The sequence below is a fragment of the Microbacterium sp. As-52 genome (assembly GCF_049949185.1).
Taxonomy (GTDB): Bacteria; Actinomycetota; Actinomycetes; order Actinomycetales; family Microbacteriaceae; genus Microbacterium; species Microbacterium maritypicum_A.
The window spans coordinates 2,272,181-2,296,012 of the sequence record NZ_CP188171.1; the positions used below are offsets into that span (position 1 = coordinate 2,272,181).

Below are 23,832 nucleotides of genomic sequence, written 5' to 3' on the forward strand. Positions count from 1 at the left end.
TGAGATGAGTGCCGTGGAGCGCATCCGCGTGCTCCGCGTCCCGTCGCCCCTGGTGCGTCCGTTCGTCACGGCGGTGCGGCAGACGGAGCACCTCGACGTCGTGCTCGTCGAGGTGAGCGACGTCGACGGTCGTCGAGGATACGGCGAAGCCGCCGTGAGCTGGCGCGTGACGGGGGAGAGTCCGCCGAGCGTTGCCGCCGTGGTGGCAGGGCCCCTCGCCGAGGTCGTGCTCGGACGGAACGCCGGTGACCCCGGGATCGCCGCCGACATCGCCCGTGCGGTGTGGGGCAATGCCGCGGCCCGCAGCGCGGTCGAGTGCGCCGTCGCCGACCTCGCCGCCCAGCAGCGCGGACTCCCGCTTGCGCAGAGCCTCGCGAGCGCACCGGCGCCCGCGCGCATCGGCACCGACATGACCCTGTCCGCGGGCGAGCCGTCCGCGCTGGCAGCCGTTTCCGAGGAGCACGTCGCCGCGGGCTTCGGATGCCTCAAGATCAAGGCGTCCGCTGCGCACGACACGATCGCCGGGCTCCGGGCCGTGCGTGCCGCGGTCGGGCCTGGCATCACGCTGCGCGTCGACGCCAACCAGGCCTGGGATGTCGAGACCGCGATCCGGGTGATCCGGTCCGCCGAAGACGAGGGGCTCGGGCTCGAACTCGTCGAGCAGCCGGTCGCGGCGCACGACCTCGACGCGCTCGCCGCGGTCACGGCCGCCGTCGGCACGCCGATCATGGCCGACGAGTCGGTGCGCACGGCGCGGGATGTCCGGGTCGTCGCCGACCGTGGTGCCGCAGACCTCGTGAACATCAAGCTCGCCAAGACCGGCGGCCTGGCCGAGGCCTTCGTTGCGGCAGAAGTCGCCCGCACAGCGGGTCTGGGCGTGGTGATCGGCTGCATGATGGAATCGCACGTCGGCGTGACGGCCGCCGCCCACCTGGCCGCCGCTGTCGCCCCCGACGTGGTGCACGACCTGGATGCCGCGTTGTGGCTGCGGAGCTCGCCCGTGGTGGGTGGCGTGGCGCTGTCCGGAGACATGCTGGAACCCGGATCGGGCACCGGACTGGGCATCACCACCCTCGCATCCGATACCCGGCCCGACACCCTCGTCGACCTCGTCGACCGCTCGGAGGTGCGCGCATGACCGCCGCCGTTGCCGTCACCGCTGTTCTGGCGACGGATGCCGCGCCGCGGGGCGCCGTCGCCGGTGTCGTGACCGATGCGGGCCGTGACGTCGCCGCGGGTGGTCTGGCGGACCTCGCCGGAACCCCGATGACCACCGAGACCGCCTTCGACATCGCCTCGGTGTCGAAGGTCGCCGCGACGACGACCGCGATCCTGCGACTGGTCAGCCGCGGTGACCTCGGCTTCGACGACCCGGTCGACCGTTTCGTGCCCGGCGCCGCCTGCGCCCCGGGCACGACCGTGCGCCATCTGCTCCAGCACCGTGCAGGACTCTGGGAGTGGCAGCCGCTCTACCTCGACCGCGAGCACGCCGGTGATGCCGCTGCGGCCGCCGACGCCCTCCCGCTGCGCTACGGCCTCGACGAAGGTCGTCATTACTCCGACCTCGGGTTCATGCTCCTCGGCCGCATCGTCGCGGCGGTCACCGGACTGCCCCTGGATGCCGCGGTGCGCGAACTGGTGACCGCGCCCCTCGGCCTCGATCACACCGGGTACGGACCCGTCGACCGCCCCGTCGCCTCGTCCGCCGTGGGCGACGCCGCCGAGCGTCGCATGGTCGCGACCGGAGAGCCGTATCCGATCCTCACCGTCGACAAGGACTTCGCCTGGCGTGACGGCGAGATCGCCGGCGTCGCGAACGACGGCAACTGCTTCCATGCGTTCGGGGGCGTCTCCGGTCACGCCGGGCTGTTCAGCACCGTCGATGACCTGCTGACCCTGGGGGCGGCGCTCGCCGCTCCGGAGCGGCATCCGGAGCTGTGGGGGCCGGATGCGGTCGCCGAACTGTTCCGGGACGGACCGGATGCCGCGCAGGCGCTGGGCTGGCGCAGCGAGACGATCGCCGTCTCCGGGCGGCCGACCCGCATGGTCTGGCACCCGGGATTCACAGGCTGCGCCCTCGGGCTCGTTCCGGGAACGGGAGCAGCCGCCGTGCTGCTGACCAACCGCCTGTTCGCGGTCACACCCGCACCGACCGATCTGCTGTGGCGCGCCGCGCTTCCCGCACTCCTCGACGACCACGAACCTCTCCGCGAAAACGAAGGAACGAGAACACCATGAGCACCACCGAGCCCGTGCTGAGCATCAGCGGCCTCGCCGTCGCCTTCCGGACCGGTTCCGAGCTGGTCACCGCGATCAGCGACGTGAACATCGACATCGCCGCCGGTGAGACGGTCGCGATCGTGGGCGAGTCGGGGTCGGGCAAGTCGACCACCGCGGCTGCGGTCAACCGTCTGCTCCCCGAGAACGGGGTGATCACGGCCGGCAGCATCCGCTTCGACGGGCGCGAGCTGACCGACCTGCCCGAGAACGCGATGATCTCCCTGCGCGGCGCCGGGATCGGCCTCGTGCCGCAGGACCCGATGTCGAACCTCAATCCGCTCATGCGCGTGGGCGAGCAGATCGGCGAGGCGCTCGAGGTGCACGGCCACACACACGGCGATGCCACGAAGGCGCGGGTCGTCGAGCTGCTCGAGATGGTGGGGATCGCGGATGCCGCGCAGCGCGCCCACCAGTACCCGCACGAGTTCTCCGGCGGCATGCGCCAGCGCGTGCTGATCGCGATGGGTCTGGCCTGCAAGCCGCGCCTGCTGATCGCGGACGAGCCCACCTCCGCCCTCGATGTGACCGTGCAGCGACGCATCCTGGACCAGCTCGACACGCTCACCGACGAGCTCGGCACCGCGGTGTTCCTGATCACGCACGACCTGGCCCTCGCCGCCGAGCGCGCCGACCGCATCGTCGTGATGTTCCGCGGCCGCGTCGTCGAGGAGGGCACCTCGGCGCAGGTGCTCGGCGCCCCGCAGCACGAGTACACCCGGCAGCTGCTCGCCGCGGCCCCGAGCCTCGCCTCGCGCCGGGATGCGCTGCCGCAGCGCGAGGCCGCCACGGGCACGCCCTTCGTCGAGATCCGGAACCTCCGCAAGGAGTTCGCCCTCCGCGCGCCCAAGGCCGGGGAGCCGCAGACCTTCACGGCCGTCGACGGCGTCAGCTTCGAGATCCGCCGCGGCACCACGGTGTCGATCGTGGGAGAGTCGGGCTCCGGCAAGTCCACCACCGCGAACATGGTGCTCGGGCTCGAAGACGCCACGTCCGGCTCGATCCTGTTCGACGGGCTCGACCTCACCACGCTCCGCCGCAAGGAGCTGTTCGCCCTGCGTCGTCGTGTGCAGCCGGTGTTCCAGAATCCCTACGCCTCGCTCGACCCGCGCTACACGATCGAGCAGTCGATCGCCGAGCCGTTGCGCGTGCACCGCATCGGCACCACGGCCTCGCGTCACGCGCGCGTGCTCGAGCTGTTGGAGCAGGTCGCGCTGCCGGCCGCCATGGCCGAGCGCCTGCCGCACGAGCTCTCGGGCGGACAGCGTCAGCGTGTGGCGATCGCCCGGGCCCTGGCGCTCGAACCCGAGCTCGTGGTGCTCGACGAGGCGGTGTCGGCGCTCGACGTGCTGGTGCAGGCGCAGATCCTCGACCTGCTCGCCGATCTGCAGAAGCGCCTGGGCCTGAGCTACCTCTTCATCAGCCATGACCTCGCCGTGGTGCGGATGATCTCCGACGACGTGCACGTCATGCAGCGCGGTGTCGTGGTCGAGAGCGGCACGCCCGAGCGCATCTTCGACGCCCCGCAGCACCCGTACACGCGCGAGCTGCTGGCCGCGATCCCCGGGGCTTCGCTGGCGTCCTGACAGAGTTCCGATCCCGCGAGGTTCTCCGGCGGCCGCAGGCTCAGCGTCTGCGGTCGTCGTCGTCCCAGGGGCCTTCCCACCAGCCGGCGCGCCCGTCGTCCGAGCCGCCGCGTCCTCGACGCGAGCGCACGAACTGCACGATGAACACCGTCAGCGAGCTGAGCAGGATGAGGAAGACGACGAGGAACAGCAGGTCGTTCTGGTTCACGGGCGTTTCCCCTCCGCGGCATCCGCCACGATCTTCGCGATGCGGGCCGACCGGGTCTCCGGGCGTTTGGCCATCGCGATGTGCGTGAGGCCGAACTTCTTGACCGACTTCGGGAACGCGTCCCAGTTTTCGCGCGCGGCGGGGACGGCATCGAGCGCGGCGGCGAACTCCTCGGGTTCGATCCCGGCCTCCGGTCCGTCGAGAACCGTCCAGGAGCCGTTCGCCTTCGCCACCTCGAGCACACGGATGCCAGCGGGAGCCAGCAGCCCCTCGGCCTCGAGCTCCGCGATGCGCGCCTTGTTCGTGGCCGCCCAGCCGCTGCCGGGACGACGAGGAGAGAACCACTGACCGTTGGCGCGGTCGCCCGTGCCGTCGTCGAACACGCGCACCGGGCCGTCGATCCATCCGAAGCAGAGTGCCTGCCGCACGGCGTCCTCGTAGCCGACGCCGTCGGACGATCCGCGCACGCTGAGCAGCCAGACGCCCGCCGTGCGCTCATGGTTCTCCGCGAGCCAGGCGCGCCAGGCCGCGGCATCAGCCGCTCTGAGCCGTTCGCCGTCGTCGAGCGCGCCCATGGGCTACTTCTTGGTCTTCACCGTCGTGATCGTCTCGGTGATCCGCGGCAGCAGGTCGGCCACCGACTGCACGATCTCGTCGGGGCGGAACGGGTACTTCTCGATCTCGGCCTGATCGCTGATGCCGGTGAGTACCAGCACCGTGTGCAGGCCGGCCTCGATGCCGGCGACCACGTCGGTGTCCATGCGGTCGCCGATCATGCCGGTGCGCTTCGAGTGCGCGCCGATCTTGTTCAACGCCGAACGGAACATCATCGGGTTCGGCTTGCCGACGACGTACGGCTCCTTGCCGGTGGCCTTGGTGATGAGGGCGGCGATCGCTCCGGTGGCGGGGAGCGGTCCGTCGGTGCTCGGGCCCGTGGCATCGGGGTTCGTGACGATGAAGCGCGCGCCGCCGATGATGAGGCGGATGGCCTTGGTGATCGCCTCGAACGAGTAGTTGCGCGTCTCGCCGACGACCACGAAATCGGGGTTCGTCTCGGTCATGATGAAGCCGGCATCGTGCAGGGCGGTGAGGATGCCGGCCTCGCCGATCACGAACGCCGAGCCGCCGGGGAGCTGCTGCTTCAGGAAGTCGGCGGTCGCGAGCGCCGAGGTCCAGATGCGCTCCTCGGGCACGTGCAGCCCGCTGATGCGCAGGCGTGCCGACAGGTCGCGCGCGGTGAAGATCGAGTTGTTCGTGAGCACCAGGTACGGGATGCCCGCGCTCTCCCAGCCGGCGAGCAGTTCGGAGGCTCCGGGGATGGCGTCGTTCTCATGGACGAGCACGCCGTCCATGTCGGTCAGCCAGCATTCGATGTCGTCACGTTGTGCCATGAGCACAGCCTAGAGGCCGGAGGTGACGCGCACCTGACCGTGTTGCGGCGGTGGCTAGGCGCTCAGCCAGACCACCTGGGCCGCGCCATCGGGCAACGCCGCTTCCGTGCCGTCGATCTCGGCCCCGGATGCCGTGACCGTCACGGTCGACGCGACCGCCAGTCCGAGTGCTTCGAGGGCTCGGAGCAGCTCGGGGTCGCGGTCGTCGACCCGCAGCACCTGTCCCGTGTGCCCGACCGGCGCGTCGGCGAGCAGCACGAACGGTACGCGCTCGATGCGACCGTCGGCGTCGGGGATCGCGTCGCCGTGCGGATCGAAGCGGGGGCGTCCCAGGCGCGCGTCGATGCCTTCGAGCAGTCGGTCGCTGATGGTGTGCTCGAGCACCTCGGCCTCGTCGTGCACCTCGTCCCAGCCGTAGTCGAACTCCTGCACCAGCCAGGTCTCGATCAGGCGGTGTCGGCGCACCATCGCGAGGGCGCGCGCCGTGCCCGTGTCCGTCAGCCGCACCGCGCCGTAGGGCACGTGCGAGACGAGGCCGGCGGCGGCGAGCTTCTTCACCATCTCGGTGACGGACGACGGCGCGATGCCGAGCTTCGCGGCGAGCACCGAGGGAGTGATCGGTGCGTCCTGCCACTCGGTGTGCGCGTAGACGGTCTTCAGATAATCGTCAGCTGCCGGGGATGCCACCGGTCCAGCCTACGTGGTGCTGTCGCGCGCCCACGCGGTGAGTCCGTGGATGAGTGCCCGCACCCCGATCTCGAACGTGCGGCGGGCGGGGTCCGTGCTGAGCTGCGCCCTGGCGGCCTCGGCCTCGGCGAACGTCGGGAAATCCGGCGCGAGTGCACCCGGGGCCATGTTGTCTGCGGGCGCGAGGGCATCCAGGGCGGAGCCGATGATGAACGACTCCAGCGCCACGATGGCGTCCACGATGGTGACGGTCGGCCAGCCGTCGTCCGCGAGCAGGCGTGCGATCTGCTCGTAGTCGGCGAACGAGCCCTCGTCGGCATCGATCGGTGAGGTCGCCAGCATCACCATGGCCTCGGGGGCGGCGATCGCGGCGTCGCGGTAGCTGTGGGCCCAGGTGAGCAGTGCCTCCTCGACGGACATCTCGTGTCGCACGGGGGAGATGAGCGCGCGGCTGACCTGCCCGCGCATGGCCCGGATCACGGCGTCGCGGTTCGCGAAGTGGTGGTAGAGCGCCGAGGTGCGAACGCCCAGGGATTCCGCGAGCGCGGTCATCGTGAACTGGCGCGGTGTGCGCTGCGCGCTGAGGGCGAACGCGGCCTTCAGGATGCGCTCCTCGGTGAGCACCCGGGTCGACGGTCGGCCGACGCTGCGCGGAGATTTCGTCATCGTGCTCGATTCTGCTCGGGCGTCTGGTATTTTATTGAAACTCTTTCAATACCGAAGGATCCAATACCGACGAAGGTACAGCCATGACCGGTTTCGACGCCGACACCATTGTCACCGGCGCGCACGTGGTGACGATGGACCCGCGCCGCCCGTACGCCACCGCCTTCGCGGTGCGCGACGGTCGCTTCCTCGCCGTGGGCGACGACGCCCTGGTCCGCGAGCTGCGCGGGCCGCGCACCGTCGTGCGCGACCTCGGCGGCGCGACCGTGACCCCTGGCCTCATCGACGCGCACCTGCATCCGATCCAGGGGATCGAGCTGACGGCCGGGATCGACCTGGGCGGTCTGACCACCGGCGCGGCGCTGCTGACGGCGCTGCGCGCCGAGGCCGATCGTGCGCTCGCCGAAGATGCCGACCCGTGGGTGCGCGGCTGGAATCTCGACTACGACGTGTTCCACGAGCTGCCCATGACGGCGGAGGCGATCCAGGATGCGGTGCGCGGACTCCCCGCGCTGTTGATCGTGTTCGACGGCCACACCGCCCTCGCCAGTCGTGCCGGACTCGAGCGTGCGGGCATCACCCGCGCACGCGAGTTCGAGGACTCGTCCTGCGTCGTCGTCGATGCCGACGGCCGCCCGACCGGGGAACTGCGCGAGCTCGGCGCCTATGAGCCCGTGCGACTGAGCGCCCCGGCACTGACCCGCGATCAGACCCTCGCGGTCGGCCATGATCTGCTGCGCGGCCTGCGCGACTCCGGCCTCACCGGCGGCACGATCATGGATGGCGGCTTCGCCACGCTCGCACTGCTCGACGCTCTGGAGCAGGGGCCGGGGCTGCCGATCCGCATCGTCTCGGCCATCGACCACGAGCCGGGCTTCGACGAGGATCGGACCGCCGCGAACCTCGCGATGCGCGACCGCCGTGGTGACCGGTGGCGCGGGGGCGTGGTCAAGCTCTACGCCGACGGCGTGGTCGAGACCGGCACCGCCTGGCTGCACGAACCCGACAGCGCGGGCGCGGGCCTGGAGCCGTTCTGGAAGGACGTGGCCGCCTATGCCCGCACCGTGCGCAGATACGCCGAGGCCGGATTCCAGGTGGCGACGCACGCGATCGGCGACCGGGCCGTCGGGGAAGTCGTCGACGCCTATCTCGCGGCCGGGGTGCGCGGCGCCGCAGGAGCTCCGCACCGCATCGAGCACCTCGAGACCACGACCGACCGCGACGTGGCCCGTATCGCCGCAGCCGGGATCACCGCCTCGATGCAGCCCCTGCACATGCAGTGGCGCAAGGCCGACGGCTCGGATGACTGGTCGAGCAGGCTCGGGCCCGTGCGTGCGGCTCGCGCCTGGCGTGTGCGCGACTACTGGGAGGCCGGGGCGCCCCTCGCCCTCGGGTCGGACTGGCCCATCGCGCAGAACGATGCCCGCATCGGCCTCGCGTGGTCGATGCTGCGCCGCCGCCCGGGCGACCCCGACGCCCCGGTCTTCGAGCCCGACCAGGTGCTCACCCCGTACCAGGCGCTGCACGGATACACCGTCGGCGCCGCCCGGGCCCAGGGAGATGCCGACCTCGGCTGCATCGCCCCCGGGTTCCGGGCCGACTACGCCGTGTGGGCGGAGAACCCGCTGCACGTCTCCCCGGACGACCTCCCCGACCTCCCCGTGCAGGGGACCGTCGTCGGTGGCACCGAGCCCTGACCCCGGGCTCGACCACACCCTCCCGCACCTTCCCGCGCTCTCCCTTCGGATTCGTACCCCCCTTCACACTGAGGTGACTCCCATGCCTGAATTCGGCGCTCTCGCGCTCCTCCCGATCGTGGTGATCCTGATCGTCGCGGTCGCCACCAGACGCACCCTCTTCGCCCTGTTCTGCGGCACCGTCGCCGGAGCACTGATCCTCGGCGGCTGGGGCGGCTTCGACGTCTGGGTCGAATACACCGGAAAAGCCCTCTCCAACGAGACGGCGCAGTGGCTGCTGCTGATCGTCGCGCTGTTCGGCATCCTGATGATGCTGTTCGAGAAGTCCGGCATCGTGACCGACTTCGCGAACTGGGCCGAGCGGTTCGTCACCTCCCGCCGCAAGTCGATGGTGCTGACGTTCCTGTTGTCGGTCGTGCTGTTCGTCGACGACTACCTGAACGTGCTCACCACGGGCACGTCGATGAAGCAGGTCACCGACCGCTACCGGGTGCCGCGCACGCAGCTCGGCGCGATCATGAAGATGACGGCCGCGCCGATCGCCGTCCTGATCCCGGTCTCGACGTGGGCGCTGTTCTTCTCCGGACTGTTCGAGGCGCAGGGGGTCACGGTCGGAGGCACCGGGTTCGGTGCCTACCTGCAGGCGATCCCCTTCATCTTCTTCGGCTGGGCGGCTCTCGCCGTCGCGCTTCTCATGAGCATCGGCTGGCTACCGAAGCTCGGCGCGATCAAGCGTGACGCGATCCGGGCGGAGCGGGACGGCGACGTCTTCCCGCTCGGCACCACCGACGACGAGCGACGGGCCGAAGGCGCGGCGCTCCTGGCCGAGCTGAAGGTCGACGACCCCGACGGCTCGACCGCGCAGCGTGTCGCGACGGCGCTCGCGACCTCGACCGAGACCGACCGCAAGCCGCAGCCGTGGGGTTTCCTGATCGCCATGGCCGTGCTCGTCGGAGTGACGATCGCGACGAACGCCAACGTCGTCGCCGGCACCGCCGCGTCTCTCGCCGTGACGATCGTGATCGTGCTCGTGCAGCGCCGACTCCGCATCCGTGGGGTGCTGGATGCCGCGCTCGAGGGCATCGAGAGCATGCTGTTCGTGATGATCCTGACGGTCCTCGCGTTCATGGTGCAGGAGATGAACATCACCCTGCAGCTGGCCGAGTTCGTGATCCAGGTCACCGAGCCCGTGCTCACCCCGGCGCTGCTGCCGGCGATCGTGTTCGCGGTGTGCGGCATCTATGCGTACGCGACCGGGTCGTTCTGGGATCTCGCCGCGGTGATCACCCCGGTCGTGCTCCCGCTGGCGCTCGCGCTCGGTGCCGATCCGATCCTCGCGGGCGCCGCGGTGTTCTCCGGGGCGGCGTTGGGCAGCACCACCTGCCTCTACGGCGACGGCATCATCCTCGCGTCGCGATCGATCGGCATCAAGCCGATCAACCTCATGCTCGCGATCCTGCCCTATGCGGGCATCGCCGCGGGGCTGTCGTTCGTGCTCTACCTGGTGACGGGCTTCGTCACGGCGTAGACGGGGCGGCTCGGTTCGCGATGGCGACGAGTCAGTTCGCGACGGCGACGAGGATGCCGAACGCGGCCTGACCGGCGAAGAACAGGATGAGGAATCCGAGGAGGGCGGCGGCCAGCGAGAGCCGGCCGTCGAACCCTTCGATCTCGGTCATCCCGATCTTGCGTGCTCGGAACGCCAGGACGAGGGTGGCGACGCCGAGTGCGAGCTGGACCCACGGGCTGGCGAGGCCGATGACGTTCGGGAACGCGATCAGCACGCCGCCGATCACGCCCGTCGCGAAGCCGATCCAGGTGAGGATGCGGACGTTGCGACGGGCGTTCTCGGCAGACATGCTTCGAGCCTATCCGGGCTCACGCTCCCGTCAGCACCAGCCAGAGCAGGGCACCGTTGAGCGCGATCAGCAGCACGGAGGCGACGACCCCCGCAGCCGTCGTCCATCGCCGGTTGACCCAGGTCCCGAGCGTGCGCCGCTGCGCGGTGAGCACGACCAGGGGGATCAGCGCGAACGGGATGCCGAACGAGAGCACCACTTGGCTCAGGACCAGGGCGAGCGTGGGGTCGAAGCCGATGCCCAGGATCACGAGCGCGGGGATCAGCGTCACGAGTCGACGAGCAAGCAGAGGGATGCGCACGTGCAGCAGGCCGTGCATGATCTCCGCTCCTGCATAGGCGCCCACCGAGGTCGATGCCAGTCCCGAGGCGAGCAGTCCCACGGCGAAGAAGGTCGCCACGACCGGCCCGAGTCCGGCGGCGAGCGCGGCATGCGCGCCCTCCAGTGAGTCGGTCCCCTCGACGCCGGCGAGATTCGCGGCGGCGAGCAGCAGGATGCAGAGGTTCACGGACCCGGCGATCACCATGGCGATCGAGACGTCCCATCGGGTGGCCGTGAGCAGGCGGCGGATGCGCGAGGTCTCGGTGCGCACGGCCTCGTCGCCGGCATGGGAGGTCGTGGCGCCGAAGCGGTCACGGGCCAGCGAGGAGTGCGCGTAGATCGCGTGCGGCATGATCGTCGCGCCGAGGATCGACGCGGCCAGCAGGACCGACCCGGTGTCTTCGAAACGGGGGACCATTCCGCCGAGCACGCCTGCCGGGTCCGGCGGGGCCACGAAGACGCCGGCGACGAATCCGATCGTGATGATCGCCATGAGGCCGATGATCACGAACTCGAACGGGCGGGCGCCGCGCCGGCTCTGCACTGTGAGCAGGATCATCGAGACGGCACCGGTGATCAGGCCGCCGAGCAGCAGCGGCACATCGAACAACAGGTTCAGTGCCACGGCGCCGCCGATGACCTCGGCCAGGTCGGTGGCCATCGCGACGAGCTCGGCCTGCAGCCAGTACGCGCGGCGTGCCCACCGGTGCTTGAGTCGCGCCCCCAGCACCTCGGGAAGACTCTGCCCGGTGACGACGCCCAGTTTCGCGGAGAGGTACTGGATCAGCCACGCCATCACGTTGCCGGCGAGCACGACCCACACCAGCAGGTAGCCGTACTGGGCCCCCGCGGTCATGTTGCTGGCGACGTTGCCGGGGTCGAGATAGGCGACACCCGCGACGAGCGCGGGGCCGAGTAGCCACAGGCTGCGGGGGGCCCGACCCGGGGGTGCGGACGGTGTCGTCATCGAGGCGGCAGAATTTTTAGGCACACCGAAACCGTAGCGTATTTTTCGGCGTACCTAAATATCTTTCGAGTCGCGCGAATTGCCGCATATGTGGCCGGGATGGGGCCAGTTGCGCGATTCGAACGGGGATGCGACGGCGATAGCCTGGCGGGATGGATGACGCCGCCCCGCACAGCACGAGTCCCGATGCCCCCGTGGGCGCGGTGAGCACGGGTTCGATCGCTCAACCCGGCTACGGCGTCGGGCCCTGGCCCGGGGGCGAGGAGGCCTGGCCCGAAGGTGCGGAGTACGACCAGGAGCTGCTGGCTTCCGGCGACACCCGCAATGTGATCGACCGCTACCGCTACTGGCGCATGGAGGCGATCGTCGCCGACCTCGACACCCAGCGGCATCCGTTCCACGTCGCGATCGAGAACTGGCAGCACGACATGAACATCGGGTCGATCGTGCGCAGCGCCAACGCGTTCCTCGCCGACACCGTGCACATCATCGGCCGCCGCCGCTGGAACAAGCGCGGGGCGATGGTCACCGACCGCTACCAGCACGTCGTGCATCACGAAGACGTCGAGACGTTCGCCGCATGGGCCGCGGCCGAAGGGGTTCCGATCATCGCGGTCGACAACGTCGACGGCGCAGTGCCCGTCGACAAGGCCGACCTGCCACAGCGTTGCGTGCTGCTGTTCGGCCAGGAGGGCCCGGGGCTCTCCGCGGAAGCGCTCGCCGCCGCTTCCGCCCACATCGAGATCACGCAGTACGGCTCGACGCGCTCGATCAACGCCAGTGCCGCGGCGGCCGTCATCATGTACGAGTGGTGCCGGAGATACGCGCGCTGACGCTCGCCATCTCGACAGTGCCCGGCGTCACCCGCGGTCGATGCCGAAGAGATGACGGTAGATCGCGTTGACGTCGCGATCGAGGTGGTCCATGCGCTCATGCACCGTCCGGATCTCCGTGCGCACGCCGGCGAACTCGCTGCCGGTCTCCGTGCGTACGCTCGCGAACTCGTTCCGGAACTCGGTCCGCACGCTCGCGAACTCGTTTCCCATCTCTGTCCGCACGCTCGCGAACTCGTTTCGCATCTCGGTCCGCACGCTCGCGAACTCGTTCCGCATCTCCGTGCGCACGCCGTCGAACCCGTTCTGCATCGTGCGCAGGAACATCGTCGAGATCAGTGTGATGGTGCCGAACATCCCCGCGGCGAAGACGCCGATCAGTGTCCAGACCTGTGGTTCGGTCATCCCCAGCATCCCTTCAGTGTCCCCCGATCATCGTCGAGGGCGCCAGGGGCAGGGGACGTAGTATTCCGCGGATTCCGGCGGTTGTGAAGAAGTCGCGATCGTCGATGTCCGTGCAGGAAGAGCCGGACGCGGCGGCGGCGTCAGGCCGTGGCCGAGAGCCAGCGACCCGACCGCACCCGCCACCCCAAGGTGCCGAGCCGTGCGAGCAGATAGACGCCGAAGAAGGCGACCGCGAGCCAGACGAGCCCGGCGGTGCCATCCACCCCGGTGGCGGCGACGATCCACAGCGCGGGGAGGAACGGCACCAGGTTCAAGCCACCGGCGATCGCCAGGTATCGGGCGTCGTTGGCACCCATCAGCACCCCGTCGAGCACGAAGACGACACCGGCGATCGGCTGGGCCACGGCGAGCACGAGCAGCGCCGGCTGCACGAGCGCTGCGATCTCCGCCGATCCGGTGAAGACGATGCCGAGCACGCCCGAGAGTGCGGCGATCAGCCCGCCGACGGCCACGCCGAACCAGGCGCCCCACGCGACGGTGCGGGCCAGCACACGGTGCACCTGCTGCTCGTCCCCGGCTCCGAGTTCCTTGCCGATGAGGGCCTGGGCCGCGATCGCGAGTGCATCGAGGGCGAAGGCGGCCGCGGAGAAGATCGTGAAGACGATCTGCCACCCGGCCAGCTCGTCGGTGCCGATGCCGGTGGCGACCCCGACGGTCGCGAGCAGTGCGACGCGCAGGCTCACGGTGCGCAGGAACAGCCAGCCGCCCGACGTCGCGGTGTTGCGCATACCGGCTCCCTGTGCGCGCAGCGAGGCGCTGTGCCGGGTGGCGAGGCGGCGCACCACCAGCACGTAGGCGGCGACCATTCCCCACTGTGCGGTCACGGTTCCCGCCGCAGAACCCGCGATGCCCCAGCCGAGTCCGTAGATGAACAACCAGTTGAGCAGGGCGTTGGCCCCGAACCCGAGCCCCGCGATCCACAGCGGCGTCATCGTGTCCTGCATCCCGCGCAGCAGACCGGTCGCGGCGAACACGATGAGCATCGCCGGCAGGCCCCACATCGAGATCACGAGGTAATCGTTCGCCTGCGCGGAGACGGCTTCGCTCGCCCCGAACAGCGAGACCAGCCACGGCGAGGACACGGCGCCGATCACCGCGAGCACGGCGCCGAGACCGAGCGCCAGCCACATGCCGTTGACGCCGACGGAGACGGCCTCGCCGGGCTGTCCCGCGCCGAAGCGGCGAGCGACCGCCGGGGTCGTCGAGTAGGCCAGGAAGACCATCAGTCCGACGATCGTCTGGAGCACCGCCCCCGCGATGCCGAGCCCGGCGAGCGGAGTGGTCCCGAGGTGCCCGACGAGCGCGGCATCCACGATCAGGAAGGCGGGCTCCGCGATCAGAGCTCCGAGCGCGGGGACGGCCAGCCGCAGGATCTCTCGATTGAGGGAGGCGCGCGCGGTCATCCTCCGAGCCTATGACCTGGCTCCGACCTCGCCGGTTGCGGGCCCGATCCGGGCGGTGGCGGTCGTCGTAGGGTGGAGGGGAGCTCGGATGCCACGGAGGTGCATCATGACGGATCCCAGAGAAGCGGCCGCACGATATCTCGCGAGCAGGCAGCACGGCGAGAGCGTGGACGGCGACGAGGAGTCGGGCACGTCGCCCGGGATCGCCGCGGCGGTCGATCGTGCCGCATTCATCGAGACGGCCATCCAGGTGGCGATCCGCCGGGGGGAGTTCGACGACCTGCCCGGTGCGGGCAAGCCTCTCGAAGGACTCGGCACCCATCACGACCCGGATTGGTGGATCCGTCGCAAGATCGAGACCGAGAACCTCACCGGTCTCGGTCCGCCGGCGATCCTGCTGCGCACCGAGGATCGGGAGCTGGACGATCAGCTCGACCTGCTGGGGCGCGAGTCCGATGTGCGCGACGTCCTCGAGGACTTCAATCGGCGAGTGCGGGAAGCGCGCCGCCAGCTGCAGGGCGGCCCGCCCGTGGTCACCTCGCCGCGTGACGTCGACGCCGAGGTGGCCGCCTGGGCCGAGCGTCGGGCGGCGCGCCCGAAGGCCGCGCCCGCCGAGCAGCCGCGACGCCGCCGCTTCTCCCTGCGACGCCGCGGCTGATACGGATGCGACCGGGCCCCACCGAGGTCGTCGTGTGTCCGCGCTCGACAGGGTGGGGGAGGCGGGTCATAGGCTGGAGCGCATGACTGACGTTCTTCCCGTGGGCCTCGCCCTTGATGAGTTCAGCTCCGACATCCGCCCGCAGGACGACCTCTATCGTCACGTGAACGGGGCGTGGCTCGCCCGCACCGAGATCCCGGGCGACAAGGCGCGCTGGGGCTCGTTCCACCTCCTCGCCGAGCAGGCGGAGAAAGACGTGCGCGCGATCATCGAGGAGTCGCAGGACGCCGAGGAGGGTACCCTCGCCCGTAAGATCGGCGATCTGTTCGCGAGCTTCATGGACACCGAGCGCATCGATGCCGCCGGAGTGACGCCGCTGGCCGAGACCCTCGCCGAGATCGACGCGATCGACGGCATCCCCTCGTTCCTGCGCACCGTCGGCACCTACGACCGCGACGGCCGTGCATCGGTCATCGGCCTGTACGTCGACGGCGACCCGGGCAACCCCGAGCGCTACCTTCCGGTGCTCGTGCAGGCGGGTCTGTCGCTGCCGGACGAGAGCTACTTCCGCCTCGACACGTTCGCCGCCACCCGGACCGCCTACCGTGCACACCTCGAGCGGCTGCTCGGCCTGGCCGGCGTCGCCGACGCCGCGACGACCGCCGACCGTGCGATCGCGCTCGAGACCGAGCTCGCCGGGCACCACTGGGACAACGTGCGCAGCCGTGACGCGGTGGCCACCTACAACCTCAAGACGTGGGACGAACTGCAGGCGCTCGCCGGGGTGGACCTGACCCCGTGGCGCGAGGCGGTCTCGCCGTCGAACCCGGCGGCCTTCGATGAGGTCGTGGTCTCGCAGCCCAGCTTCTTCGAGGGGCTCGGCTCGCTCCTGACGCCCGAGCGCCTCGACGACTGGAAGGCGTGGCTGCGTGCCAAGGTCGTGCACGCGGCGGCTCCGTACCTGACCGATGATCTCGTGCAGGAGAATTTCTCGTTCTACGGCACCGAGCTCACCGGCGTTCCCACCATGCGCGAGCGCTGGAAGCGCGGCGTCTCGCTCACCGAGGGCGCGCTCGGCGAGGCGATCGGCAAGGTCTACGTCGAGCGGCACTACCCGCCGACGGCGAAGGCCGCGATGGACGAGCTGGTCGCGCACCTCATCGAGGCGTATCGCCAGAGCATCACCGAGCTCGAGTGGATGACGGCCGAGACCCGCGAGCGCGCGCTCGCCAAGCTCGACTCGTTCACCCCGAAGATCGGACACCCCGAGGTGTGGCGCGACTACTCCAGCCTCGAGATCGACCGGGCCGACCTGTTCGGCAACGTGCGTCGCGCATCGATCTTCGAGCACGACCGCAACGTCGACAAGGTCGGCAAGCCCATCGACCGCACCGAGTGGCACATGCCGCCGCAGATGGTCAACGCGTACTACAACCCGTCGATGAATGAGATCGTGTTCCCCGCAGCGATCCTGCAATACCCGTTCTTCGACGCCGGTCGCGACGCCGCCGCGAACTACGGGGGCATCGGGGCGGTCATCGGTCACGAGATCGGCCACGGATTCGACGACCAGGGCAGCCGCTACGACGGCGACGGCCGGTTGCAGGACTGGTGGACGGATGCCGACCGCTCGGCTTTCGAGGAACGCACGAAGGCCCTGATCGCGCAGTACGACGCGCTCGTCCCCGAGGGGCTGGATGCCGAGCACCACGTGAACGGCGCGCTCACGATCGGCGAGAACATCGGCGACCTCGGCGGACTCGGCATCGCGTTGAAGGCCTACGAGCTGTCGTTGGACGGCGCGGAGGCCCCGGTCATCGACGGGTACACGGGCGTGCAGCGCCTGCTGCTGTCGTGGGCGCAGGTGTGGCAGCAGAAGAGCCGGGATGCCGAGACGCTGCGCCTGCTGACGATCGACCCGCACTCGCCGAACGAGTTCCGCTGCAACCAGATCGTGCGCAACATCGACGCCTTCTACGAGGCGTTCGGAGTGAGCGAGACCGACGCTCTCTGGCTGCCCGCGGCATCGCGAGTGACCATCTGGTGACCAATCGTCGCACTCTGTGAAGCATCCCCCGGCGGTGGGGTTACGATAGCCCTGCCGCTGGGGAGCGTCTCCCCTCGGTATCCCGCACATCCACCCCCCTAAGGATCAGCGTGGGCGCTCTCGAGCCTGGTGAAGGCTTCCGCAACTCCTCGGCCCCCGAGTCCCTCGACGGCGCCCCGGAGGCATCCGGCGCGGGTCGCCGCTCCCAGCGCACCAGCCGTCGACTCCCGCGACGAGCCGCCGCCGGACGCCGGTCGTTCACGGCCACCCTCCGCTCGCTGGAGGGGCTCGTCGATTCCGGTGCGCAGGTCTCGGTGCACGTCGTCGACCTCGACAACCACGTGCACGTGCTTGCCGGCGACGACCACGTCACGATGCCGATCGCGGGCCTCGGAGTGGTGCCGCTCCTGATCGAGGTCGCTGCGGGCTTCCAGAGCGGTGCTCTCGATCCGTTCGAGATCGTCGAGCGCGAGAGTGTCGAGGCCGTGGAGACCTCGGGACTGTGGCGTCATCTGCATGCGCCGGCGCTGCCCCTCGAAGACCTCGCCGTGATGGCGGCGACCGCGGGAGATCCCATCGCGGTGAACGCGCTGCTGCAGCGGGTCGGACACGATCGGGTGCGCGAGCGCATCGAATCGCTCGGGCTGCGTCGCACCGCGCTGCTCGACCGCTTCCGCGACCGCCGCGGGCCCGACGACGCCCCGCAGGTCGCCGTGGGATCCGCGCGGGAGCTCGCCGGGCTCTTCTCCGCTCTGGTGAACTCGCAGGTGGTCGACGCCGCCGTCAGCGCGCAGGTGTCGGAATGGCTGAGCCTCAACCAGGATCTGAGCCTGGTCGCAGCCTCCACGGGTCTCGACCCGTTCGCGCACGATCACGATGCGCACGGCCTCCTGTTCGTGAACAAGACCGGTCGCGATCGTGGAGTGCGCGCCGAGGCGGGTGTGCTCGCCGGTCCTCGCGCCGGGGTCGCCTACTCGCTCATCGTGTGCTTCGACGACCTCTCGATCACGCATCGCCTGCGTGCGCACGACGCCTTCCGCGTGCTCGGCGTCGAGCTCATGGAGTACACGCACTGACCCAGGGGCCCCCTCGCTAGCATCGAGGGATGCCGCGATCTGACTGGACCCCGCACCGCCGTGAGGACGGCGAGCTGCTCGGATGGATCCACCCCGATGGGGACGAGTGGGTGCCCGTCGACGTTCTCGGGCGACCCGTCTCCGCTCCCGCGGAGTGGCTCGATGCCGAGGCTGCTCTCGAACAGCACGGCATCGCCTGGCTCGCCGATCCGTGGATGCTGGACGGCGAGGACGAGCGCCCGCTGCGGGTGCGCATCCTCGAGGTGACGCCCGACGAGCACGAAGCCCCGGGACGGATCGTGGTGAAGATCGACGACTTCGGCGATATGACCCGTCCAGCGACCACGCAGTTCATCCTGTCGTGGCCGATCCCGGACCGGCTGCGCCCACCGCGCGAGGACGACCCGGATCCGCGCACGATCGCGCGCTGAGGTGGATCGCTGACGGGCTCAGTCGGGCAGTGACGGATGCTGCTCCGCTGCGCGCTGCCTCGGGATGAAGAGCGACAGCACCACGGCGATCGCCCCCGCGGCGATCGCGAGCCAGAAGCACACCTCGAACGCGGCCCTGGTGGGAACGGCGACGCCGTCGATGTCCATGCTCATCGCGGCCAGGACGCCACCCATCACGGCTGAGGCTCCCGACGTTCCGATCGACCGGAACAGCGCGTTCAGCCCGTTCGACGCTCCGGTCTCGTTGGCGGGGACGGAACGCATGATGATCATCGGCATCGCGGCGAACGTGAAGCCGATCCCGACGCCGATCAGCAGGTTCGCGATGAGGACGTGCCACACCTCGCTCGACCACAGCAGCACGAACACGTAGGCGAGCACGATCGCGGTGGCGCCGACCGTGAACAGCGGGCGCGGACCGACCGTGCGCTCGAGCCAGCCCGAGAGCGGCGAGATCACCATCATCACCAGGCCTGCCGGCATGATCACGAGTGATGCGGCGACCATGTCGAGGCCGAAGCCGCCACCGGTGGCCGGCGCTTCGAGCATCTGCGGGAACGTCACGTTCGAGGCGAAGAGCGCGAAACCCATGCCGATCGCGGCGATGTTGGTGAACAGCACCGCCGGCCGCGCGGCGACGCGGAGATCGAGCAGAGGGTCCGTGGTGCGCAGCTGGTACCAGCCCCACACCAGGAGCACCGCGAGTCCGCCGATGATGCACGTGAGCGTCAGTGGTGAGGTCCAGCCCCACTGCGCGCCCCGCGAGACGAAGAGAAGGATGCCGGTGAGGCCGATCGCGAGGCCGATGGCGCCGATCACGTCGAGTCGGCCGGGGGAGCGCAGCACGTCCTCGGGGATCACCGCGATCACCAGCGCGAGGCCGACGGCACCGAGGGCGGCCGCGAGCCAGAAGAGCATGTGCCAGTCGGCGTTCTGGGCGAGGAGGGCGGCCACGGGCATGCCGATCGCCCCACCGACGCCCATCGTCGCGCTCATGAGGGCCACGGCGGTGCCGAGGCGCTCGGGTGGCAGCACGTCGCGCATGATCGCGATGCCGAGCGGCACGACGCCCGTGACTGCGCCTTGCAGAGCCCGGCCGATGATCACGCCGACGATCGAACCGGAGACCGCGGCGATCACGGAACCGAGGATCAGGATCGCGAGGAGCGCGATCACGACCCGGCGCTTGCCGTACATGTCTCCGAGGCGGCCCGAGATGGGGGTGGCGACCGCGGCGACGAGCAGGGTGATCGTGACGACCCAGGTCGTGTCCTCGCGCGAGGCGTTCAGCAGTTGCGGCAGCTCGGCCTGCAGCGGCACGACCAGCGTGAACATGAACGACGAGCAGAGACCCGCGAAGGCGAGCACGGCGACGATCGCCCACTTGGGAGGGGTGCGGGAGAGCCGCTTCCTGGCCCTGTCGTCACTCGCACCCACCGGCTCAGGCTATCGGCGATCGAGCGGTGCGGGGTCGATCAGCGGATGCGATCCGCGCCTCCGATTCCTCGAACGGGCCGAGGAGGGGCAGACTGGGTGCGTGCGAACCATCCGTGATCTCGACACCGTTGAACTCATCCTCGACGCGCAGGGCCTGCTCGACTCCATCCGGGGTCCGCAGCGCGTGGTGGATGCCGGAACCCTGCGTGCCCTGCAGCAGTCGGGCAACTACGTCGTCGGCTTCTTCGACGGTGAGGGCGACGACGAGCGCATGGTGGGCGCCTCCATCGCCTTCTTCGGCGAGCCCGCGCGCCGTGCGATGCACTCGCACATCACCGCCCTGCTCCCCGAATACCGCGGTCGCGGTTGGGGTCGCGAGCTCAAGGAGCACCAGCGCCAGTGGGCGTTCTCCCGCGACGTCGGCCGCATCACGTGGGTGTTCGATCCGCTCGTGGCACGCAACGCGCACTTCTTCTTCACCGTGCTCGGCGCACGCGCGACCGGCTACTCGGTCAACCGCTACGGCATCTTCGGCGGCGGCGACGCGGGCGATGAGAGCGACCGCCTCGATGTCGAGTGGGCGCTCGCCGACATCGCCAAGCCTCCGGCCGACGACACGGTCGTGGAGACCCTCGAGATCCCGGCCGACATCGAGGCGCTGCGCGTCTCCGATCCTGCGGCCGCTCACGAGTGGCGCCTGCGCCTGCGTGCGCAGATGGAGGGTCTGCTCGGCAGCGGCCTCCGGATCGCCGGGTACGACACCGCGCGCGGCTACCTCTTCACGGCCTGAGAGGATCCGCTTCACCGCGTGATCTGCGGACGCGGAGCGCTCAGCGCACCCCGCGCATGAGCTTCAGCACGGGCTTCACGCTGAGCAGCAGCCCGATGCCGACCACGATGGCGATGCCGCCGAGGATCGAGAAGAAGGGCACCTCGTTCTCCGGGTCGTAGAACTGCACGAGCCAGCCGGAGATCGCCGTGCCCAGCGCGATCGACAGGAAGAACAGCGCGACCATCTGCGTGCGGAACACGGTCGGCGCGAGCTTGGTCGCCGCCGACAGGCCGACCGGCGAGATGAGCAGCTCGGCCACGGTGAACACGAAGAGGATCCCGACGATCGCGAGCAGCGGCGTGGAGTTCGCTCCTCCGCCGGCGAACGGCAGGAAGAGCAGGAACGCCGATCCCATGATGATCGCGGCCAGCGCGAACTTGACCGGGGTCGAGGGCTGTCGCTTCCCGAGCTTGGTCCAGATCGCCGCGAAGACGCCGGACAGGATGATGATGAACACCGGATTGATGGACTGCACCCACGACACGGGCATCTCCCATCCGAAGAGATTCCGGTCCAGGCGCTGGTCGGAGTAGATCGTCAGCACGGTGAACTGCTGCTGGTACAGCGACCAGAATGCGACGCTCGTGATGAACAGCGGCAGGAACGCCCACACCCGGGAGCGTTCGGTGGCGTCGATGCGACGGCTGCCGAGGATCACCGAGAAGTAGGCGACGGCGGCGACGATCGTGACGCCGATCACGAGGGTGGCGAGGTTGTCGGGCCGGATCACGCCGGTCAGCACCAGGACGGCGACGAGTACGACCGCGCCACCGGCGATGAGCCCGACCAGGAGGTAGCGGGACTTCGGGAGCGGGTTCGGCACCTCCCGCGCCGAGGCGGGCAGCGACTTGCGGCCGAACGCGTACTGGATGAGTCCCAGCGTCATCCCGATGGCCGCGAGTCCGAAGCCGTAGTGGAAGCCGAGCGAGGACTGCAGGATGCCGGTGAGGATCGGACCCAGGAAGGCGCCGAGGTTGATGCCGAGGTAGAACAGCGAGAACCCGGCGTCCCGTCGCGGGTCGTCGGCGCTGTAGAGACTGCCCACGACCGACGTCGCATTGGCCTTGAGTCCACCGGAGCCGAGTGCGACGAGCACCAGGCCGACGCCGACACCCACCGCTCCGGGGAGCAGGGCGAGGGCGAGGTGTCCCGCCACGATCACCATCGCGCTGACGAACAGCACCCGCTCCGCGCCGAACAGGCGATCCGCGAGCCACGCGCCCAGGATCGTCGAGAGGTAGACCGATCCTCCGTACGCGCCCACGATGCCGCCCGCGATCGCCTTGGGGATGCCGAGGCCGCCTTCGGTCAGCGAGAAGTACAGGTAGATGAGCAGGATGCCCTGCATGCCGTAGAAGCTGAAGCGCTCCCACATCTCCACGCCGAAGATGTGCACCAGGGCCCACGGTTGCCCGAAGAACCGGGTGTCGTCGTCGCGGGTCCGCGGTGTTCGCGCTGCAGTGCTCATCCCCAGGACGCTACTCCGGCGCAGCCGCCGGGGCCAGGGAGCGCGCGGGAACCACGGATAGAATGAGGTGCCCGTGTTCACGGGTTTCCTCCCGCATCCGACCATTGGAGCCACCATGGCCGAACAGTCCCGCCTCGACAAGGTCATCGCCCTCGCCCGCCACCGCGGGTTCGTGTTCCAAGCGGGTGAGATCTACGGCGGTTCCCGGTCGGCCTGGGACTACGGCCCCCTCGGTACGGAGCTCAAGGAGAACATCCGCCGGCAGTGGTGGCAGACGTTCGTGCGCGGTCGTGGCGACATGGTCGGCCTCGACTCCAGCATCATCCTGCCCAAGCGCGTGTGGGAGGCGTCGGGTCACGTCGCGACCTTCACCGACCCGCTGGTCGAGTGCCTGCAGTGCCACAAGCGCTTCCGCGCCGATAACCTCATCGAGGACTTCGAGGCGCGCAAGGGTCGGAAGGCCGAGAACGGTCTCGCCGACATCCCCTGCCCGAACTGCGGCACCAAGGGGCAGTACACCGAGCCCAAGGCATTCTCCGGTCTGGTCAAGACCTACCTCGGCGTCGTCGACGACGAGTCGGGTCTCTACTACCTGCGCCCCGAGACTGCGCAGGGCATCTTCGTGAACTTCTCGAACGTGCTCACCGCGAGCCGCAAGAAGCCGCCGTTCGGCATCGGCCAGGTCGGCAAGGCGTTCCGCAACGAGATCACGCCCGGAAACTTCATCTTCCGCACTCGCGAGTTCGAGCAGATGGAGATCGAGTTCTTCACGCCGCCGGCTGAAGCGCAGGAGTGGTTCGAGCACTGGGTCGAGGCCTGCTGGAACTGGTTCATCGATCTCGGCATCGACCCCGAGAACATGCGTCAGTTCGACGTGCCGGAGGACGATCGCGCGCACTACTCCGCCGGCACGATCGACGTCGAGTACAAGTTCGGCTTCGCGGGCAAGGAGTGGGGCGAGCTCATGGGCGTCGCGAACCGCACCGACTACGACCTCTCCAGCCACAGCGAGGCGTCCGGCCAGAGCCTGACGTACTTCGACCAGGCAACGGGCGAGCGTTACACCCCCTACGTGATCGAGCCGTCCTTCGGCCTCACGCGCGCGATGATGGCGTTCCTCGTCGACGCCTACCGTGAGGAGCAGGTGCCCAACGCCAAGGGCGGCACCGATGTGCGCACCGTGCTCAAGCTCGACCCGCGCCTGGCTCCGGTCAAGGCCGCCGTGCTGCCGCTGAGCCGCAACGAGAACCTGTCGCCGCTCGCGCGCGAGGTCGCCGACACGCTCCGCAGCTCGTGGGCTGTCGACTTCGACGACGCCGGTGCGATCGGTCGCCGCTACCGTCGTCAGGATGAGATCGGCACCCCGTTCTGCGTCACGGTCGACTTCGACTCCCTCGACGACCGTGCCGTCACCGTGCGCGACCGCGACACCATGGCGCAGGAACGCGTCTCGATCGACGAGCTGCACGCGTACCTGGCCGAGCGCCTGCGCGGCGCCTGAG

General features: G+C 69.7%; 23 protein-coding genes. 12 read left to right on the forward strand and 11 right to left on the reverse strand.

What is annotated here, in order from left to right; genetic code table 11:
• Positions 1 to 4: 4 nt before the first annotated feature.
• The 3 genes from ACLFA2_RS10865 to ACLFA2_RS10875 are packed head-to-tail and all read left to right on the forward strand — an operon-like array spanning position 5 to position 3,863.
• Complete coding sequence (locus ACLFA2_RS10865; RefSeq protein ID WP_426621287.1) at positions 5 to 1,138, forward strand: dipeptide epimerase; 1,134 nt, start codon at positions 5 to 7, stop codon at positions 1,136 to 1,138.
• Positions 1,135 to 2,238 carry a serine hydrolase domain-containing protein gene (locus ACLFA2_RS10870; RefSeq protein WP_167255315.1) on the forward strand — a complete coding sequence of 368 codons (1,104 nt, stop codon included), beginning with the start codon at positions 1,135 to 1,137 and terminating at the stop codon, positions 2,236 to 2,238. The genes ACLFA2_RS10865 and ACLFA2_RS10870 overlap by 4 nt, the downstream gene beginning before the upstream one ends.
• Positions 2,235 to 3,863, forward strand: coding sequence for an ABC transporter ATP-binding protein (locus ACLFA2_RS10875; RefSeq protein ID WP_029266335.1), 1,629 nt, complete (start codon positions 2,235 to 2,237; stop codon positions 3,861 to 3,863). The genes ACLFA2_RS10870 and ACLFA2_RS10875 overlap by 4 nt, the downstream gene beginning before the upstream one ends.
• A gap of 40 nt (positions 3,864 to 3,903) precedes the next feature.
• On the opposite strand, the gene ACLFA2_RS10880 is transcribed toward ACLFA2_RS10875, so the two are convergent.
• The 5 genes from ACLFA2_RS10880 to ACLFA2_RS10900 are packed head-to-tail and all read right to left on the reverse strand — an operon-like array spanning position 3,904 to position 6,815.
• Positions 3,904 to 4,071: a hypothetical protein gene (locus ACLFA2_RS10880; RefSeq protein ID WP_021198231.1), complete on the reverse strand. Its 168-nt coding sequence runs from the start codon at positions 4,069 to 4,071 to the stop codon at positions 3,904 to 3,906.
• On the reverse strand, positions 4,068 to 4,646 hold the full coding sequence (locus ACLFA2_RS10885) for a YdeI/OmpD-associated family protein (RefSeq protein WP_347123766.1): 579 nt from the start codon (positions 4,644 to 4,646) through the stop codon (positions 4,068 to 4,070). The genes ACLFA2_RS10880 and ACLFA2_RS10885 overlap by 4 nt, the downstream gene beginning before the upstream one ends.
• A gap of 3 nt (positions 4,647 to 4,649) precedes the next feature.
• Complete coding sequence (locus ACLFA2_RS10890; protein ID WP_021198233.1) at positions 4,650 to 5,462, reverse strand: HAD-IIA family hydrolase; 813 nt, start codon at positions 5,460 to 5,462, stop codon at positions 4,650 to 4,652.
• A 54-nt stretch (positions 5,463 to 5,516) separates the two neighbouring features.
• On the reverse strand, positions 5,517 to 6,149 hold the full coding sequence (locus ACLFA2_RS10895; RefSeq protein WP_029259444.1) for a metal-dependent transcriptional regulator: 633 nt from the start codon (positions 6,147 to 6,149) through the stop codon (positions 5,517 to 5,519).
• A gap of 9 nt (positions 6,150 to 6,158) precedes the next feature.
• Entirely contained in the window at positions 6,159 to 6,815 is a 657-nt protein-coding gene (locus tag ACLFA2_RS10900; RefSeq protein WP_021198235.1) for a TetR/AcrR family transcriptional regulator, read from the reverse strand.
• 83 nt (positions 6,816 to 6,898) lie between these two features.
• On the opposite strand from ACLFA2_RS10900, the gene ACLFA2_RS10905 reads away from it, so the two are divergent.
• Both ACLFA2_RS10905 and ACLFA2_RS10910 read left to right on the forward strand, forming a co-directional pair.
• On the forward strand, positions 6,899 to 8,512 hold the full coding sequence (locus ACLFA2_RS10905) for an amidohydrolase (protein ID WP_426621288.1): 1,614 nt from the start codon (positions 6,899 to 6,901) through the stop codon (positions 8,510 to 8,512).
• Between the two features lie 82 nt (positions 8,513 to 8,594).
• A complete protein-coding gene (locus tag ACLFA2_RS10910; protein WP_292776722.1) occupies positions 8,595 to 10,040 on the forward strand; it encodes a Na+/H+ antiporter NhaC family protein in 1,446 nt (481 codons plus the stop codon).
• Positions 10,041 to 10,071: 31 nt separating this feature from the next.
• Here ACLFA2_RS10910 and ACLFA2_RS10915 read toward each other — a convergent pair whose 3' ends face one another.
• Both ACLFA2_RS10915 and ACLFA2_RS10920 read right to left on the reverse strand, forming a co-directional pair.
• Positions 10,072 to 10,371, reverse strand: a complete 300-nt coding sequence (locus tag ACLFA2_RS10915) for a hypothetical protein (RefSeq protein ID WP_021198238.1) — start codon at positions 10,369 to 10,371, stop codon at positions 10,072 to 10,074.
• Positions 10,372 to 10,390: 19 nt separating this feature from the next.
• Complete coding sequence (locus ACLFA2_RS10920) at positions 10,391 to 11,659, reverse strand: Nramp family divalent metal transporter (RefSeq protein ID WP_167256177.1); 1,269 nt, start codon at positions 11,657 to 11,659, stop codon at positions 10,391 to 10,393.
• Between the two features lie 152 nt (positions 11,660 to 11,811).
• Between ACLFA2_RS10920 and ACLFA2_RS10925 the strand changes: the two genes are divergently transcribed.
• The gene (locus ACLFA2_RS10925; RefSeq protein WP_426621289.1) at positions 11,812 to 12,492 is read left to right on the forward strand and encodes a TrmH family RNA methyltransferase; all 681 of its coding nucleotides are present in this window, start codon (positions 11,812 to 11,814) and stop codon (positions 12,490 to 12,492) included.
• A 27-nt stretch (positions 12,493 to 12,519) separates the two neighbouring features.
• Here the strand turns inward: ACLFA2_RS10925 and ACLFA2_RS10930 are convergent, their stop codons facing one another.
• On the reverse strand, positions 12,520 to 12,897 hold the full coding sequence (locus tag ACLFA2_RS10930) for a hypothetical protein (protein ID WP_031206665.1): 378 nt from the start codon (positions 12,895 to 12,897) through the stop codon (positions 12,520 to 12,522).
• Positions 12,898 to 13,037: 140 nt separating this feature from the next.
• Entirely contained in the window at positions 13,038 to 14,360 is a 1,323-nt protein-coding gene (locus ACLFA2_RS10935) for an MATE family efflux transporter (RefSeq protein WP_426621290.1), read from the reverse strand.
• 106 nt (positions 14,361 to 14,466) lie between these two features.
• On the opposite strand from ACLFA2_RS10935, the gene ACLFA2_RS10940 reads away from it, so the two are divergent.
• The 4 genes from ACLFA2_RS10940 (at position 14,467) to ACLFA2_RS10955 (ending at position 18,572) form a co-directional block, all read left to right on the forward strand.
• Positions 14,467 to 15,018: a DUF1992 domain-containing protein gene (locus ACLFA2_RS10940; RefSeq protein WP_426621291.1), complete on the forward strand. Its 552-nt coding sequence runs from the start codon at positions 14,467 to 14,469 to the stop codon at positions 15,016 to 15,018.
• Positions 15,019 to 15,100: 82 nt separating this feature from the next.
• Positions 15,101 to 17,065 (forward strand): M13 family metallopeptidase, encoded by a 1,965-nt coding sequence (locus tag ACLFA2_RS10945; RefSeq protein ID WP_426621292.1) that lies wholly within the window; start codon positions 15,101 to 15,103, stop codon positions 17,063 to 17,065.
• 110 nt (positions 17,066 to 17,175) lie between these two features.
• Positions 17,176 to 18,141, forward strand: coding sequence for a serine hydrolase (locus ACLFA2_RS10950; protein WP_136024119.1), 966 nt, complete (start codon positions 17,176 to 17,178; stop codon positions 18,139 to 18,141).
• 29 nt (positions 18,142 to 18,170) lie between these two features.
• Positions 18,171 to 18,572, forward strand: a complete 402-nt coding sequence (locus ACLFA2_RS10955) for a hypothetical protein (protein WP_426621293.1) — start codon at positions 18,171 to 18,173, stop codon at positions 18,570 to 18,572.
• A gap of 18 nt (positions 18,573 to 18,590) precedes the next feature.
• On the opposite strand, the gene ACLFA2_RS10960 is transcribed toward ACLFA2_RS10955, so the two are convergent.
• On the reverse strand, positions 18,591 to 20,030 hold the full coding sequence (locus tag ACLFA2_RS10960; protein ID WP_081859788.1) for an MFS transporter: 1,440 nt from the start codon (positions 20,028 to 20,030) through the stop codon (positions 18,591 to 18,593).
• A 100-nt stretch (positions 20,031 to 20,130) separates the two neighbouring features.
• On the opposite strand from ACLFA2_RS10960, the gene ACLFA2_RS10965 reads away from it, so the two are divergent.
• On the forward strand, positions 20,131 to 20,820 hold the full coding sequence (locus ACLFA2_RS10965) for a GNAT family N-acetyltransferase (protein ID WP_029258551.1): 690 nt from the start codon (positions 20,131 to 20,133) through the stop codon (positions 20,818 to 20,820).
• 40 nt (positions 20,821 to 20,860) lie between these two features.
• Here the strand turns inward: ACLFA2_RS10965 and ACLFA2_RS10970 are convergent, their stop codons facing one another.
• Positions 20,861 to 22,330: a peptide MFS transporter gene (locus tag ACLFA2_RS10970; protein WP_426621294.1), complete on the reverse strand. Its 1,470-nt coding sequence runs from the start codon at positions 22,328 to 22,330 to the stop codon at positions 20,861 to 20,863.
• A 115-nt stretch (positions 22,331 to 22,445) separates the two neighbouring features.
• On the opposite strand from ACLFA2_RS10970, the gene ACLFA2_RS10975 reads away from it, so the two are divergent.
• Positions 22,446 to 23,831 carry a glycine--tRNA ligase gene (locus ACLFA2_RS10975; RefSeq protein WP_029258549.1) on the forward strand — a complete coding sequence of 462 codons (1,386 nt, stop codon included), beginning with the start codon at positions 22,446 to 22,448 and terminating at the stop codon, positions 23,829 to 23,831.
• The last annotated feature ends 1 nt before the right edge of the window (position 23,832 follow it).

What these genes read in the sequence shown, in the direction of transcription:
- ACLFA2_RS10865 (WP_426621287.1), top strand. Translation starts at nt 5, where the DNA reads ATGAGTGCCGTGGAGCGCATCCGCGTGCTCCGCGTCCCGTCGCCCCTG.
- ACLFA2_RS10870 (WP_167255315.1), top strand. Translation starts at nt 1,135, where the DNA reads ATGACCGCCGCCGTTGCCGTCACCGCTGTTCTGGCGACGGATGCCGCG.
- ACLFA2_RS10875 (WP_029266335.1), top strand. Translation starts at nt 2,235, where the DNA reads ATGAGCACCACCGAGCCCGTGCTGAGCATCAGCGGCCTCGCCGTCGCC.
- ACLFA2_RS10885 (WP_347123766.1), bottom strand. Translation starts at nt 4,646, where the DNA reads ATGGGCGCGCTCGACGACGGCGAACGGCTCAGAGCGGCTGATGCCGCG.
- ACLFA2_RS10890 (WP_021198233.1), bottom strand. Translation starts at nt 5,462, where the DNA reads ATGGCACAACGTGACGACATCGAATGCTGGCTGACCGACATGGACGGC.
- ACLFA2_RS10900 (WP_021198235.1), bottom strand. Translation starts at nt 6,815, where the DNA reads ATGACGAAATCTCCGCGCAGCGTCGGCCGACCGTCGACCCGGGTGCTC.
- ACLFA2_RS10905 (WP_426621288.1), top strand. Translation starts at nt 6,899, where the DNA reads ATGACCGGTTTCGACGCCGACACCATTGTCACCGGCGCGCACGTGGTG.
- ACLFA2_RS10910 (WP_292776722.1), top strand. Translation starts at nt 8,595, where the DNA reads ATGCCTGAATTCGGCGCTCTCGCGCTCCTCCCGATCGTGGTGATCCTG.
- ACLFA2_RS10915 (WP_021198238.1), bottom strand. Translation starts at nt 10,371, where the DNA reads ATGTCTGCCGAGAACGCCCGTCGCAACGTCCGCATCCTCACCTGGATC.
- ACLFA2_RS10920 (WP_167256177.1), bottom strand. Translation starts at nt 11,659, where the DNA reads ATGACGACACCGTCCGCACCCCCGGGTCGGGCCCCCCGCAGCCTGTGG.
- ACLFA2_RS10925 (WP_426621289.1), top strand. Translation starts at nt 11,812, where the DNA reads ATGGATGACGCCGCCCCGCACAGCACGAGTCCCGATGCCCCCGTGGGC.
- ACLFA2_RS10930 (WP_031206665.1), bottom strand. Translation starts at nt 12,897, where the DNA reads ATGACCGAACCACAGGTCTGGACACTGATCGGCGTCTTCGCCGCGGGG.
- ACLFA2_RS10935 (WP_426621290.1), bottom strand. Translation starts at nt 14,360, where the DNA reads ATGACCGCGCGCGCCTCCCTCAATCGAGAGATCCTGCGGCTGGCCGTC.
- ACLFA2_RS10940 (WP_426621291.1), top strand. Translation starts at nt 14,467, where the DNA reads ATGACGGATCCCAGAGAAGCGGCCGCACGATATCTCGCGAGCAGGCAG.
- ACLFA2_RS10945 (WP_426621292.1), top strand. Translation starts at nt 15,101, where the DNA reads ATGACTGACGTTCTTCCCGTGGGCCTCGCCCTTGATGAGTTCAGCTCC.
- ACLFA2_RS10955 (WP_426621293.1), top strand. Translation starts at nt 18,171, where the DNA reads ATGCCGCGATCTGACTGGACCCCGCACCGCCGTGAGGACGGCGAGCTG.
- ACLFA2_RS10970 (WP_426621294.1), bottom strand. Translation starts at nt 22,330, where the DNA reads ATGAGCACTGCAGCGCGAACACCGCGGACCCGCGACGACGACACCCGG.
- ACLFA2_RS10975 (WP_029258549.1), top strand. Translation starts at nt 22,446, where the DNA reads ATGGCCGAACAGTCCCGCCTCGACAAGGTCATCGCCCTCGCCCGCCAC.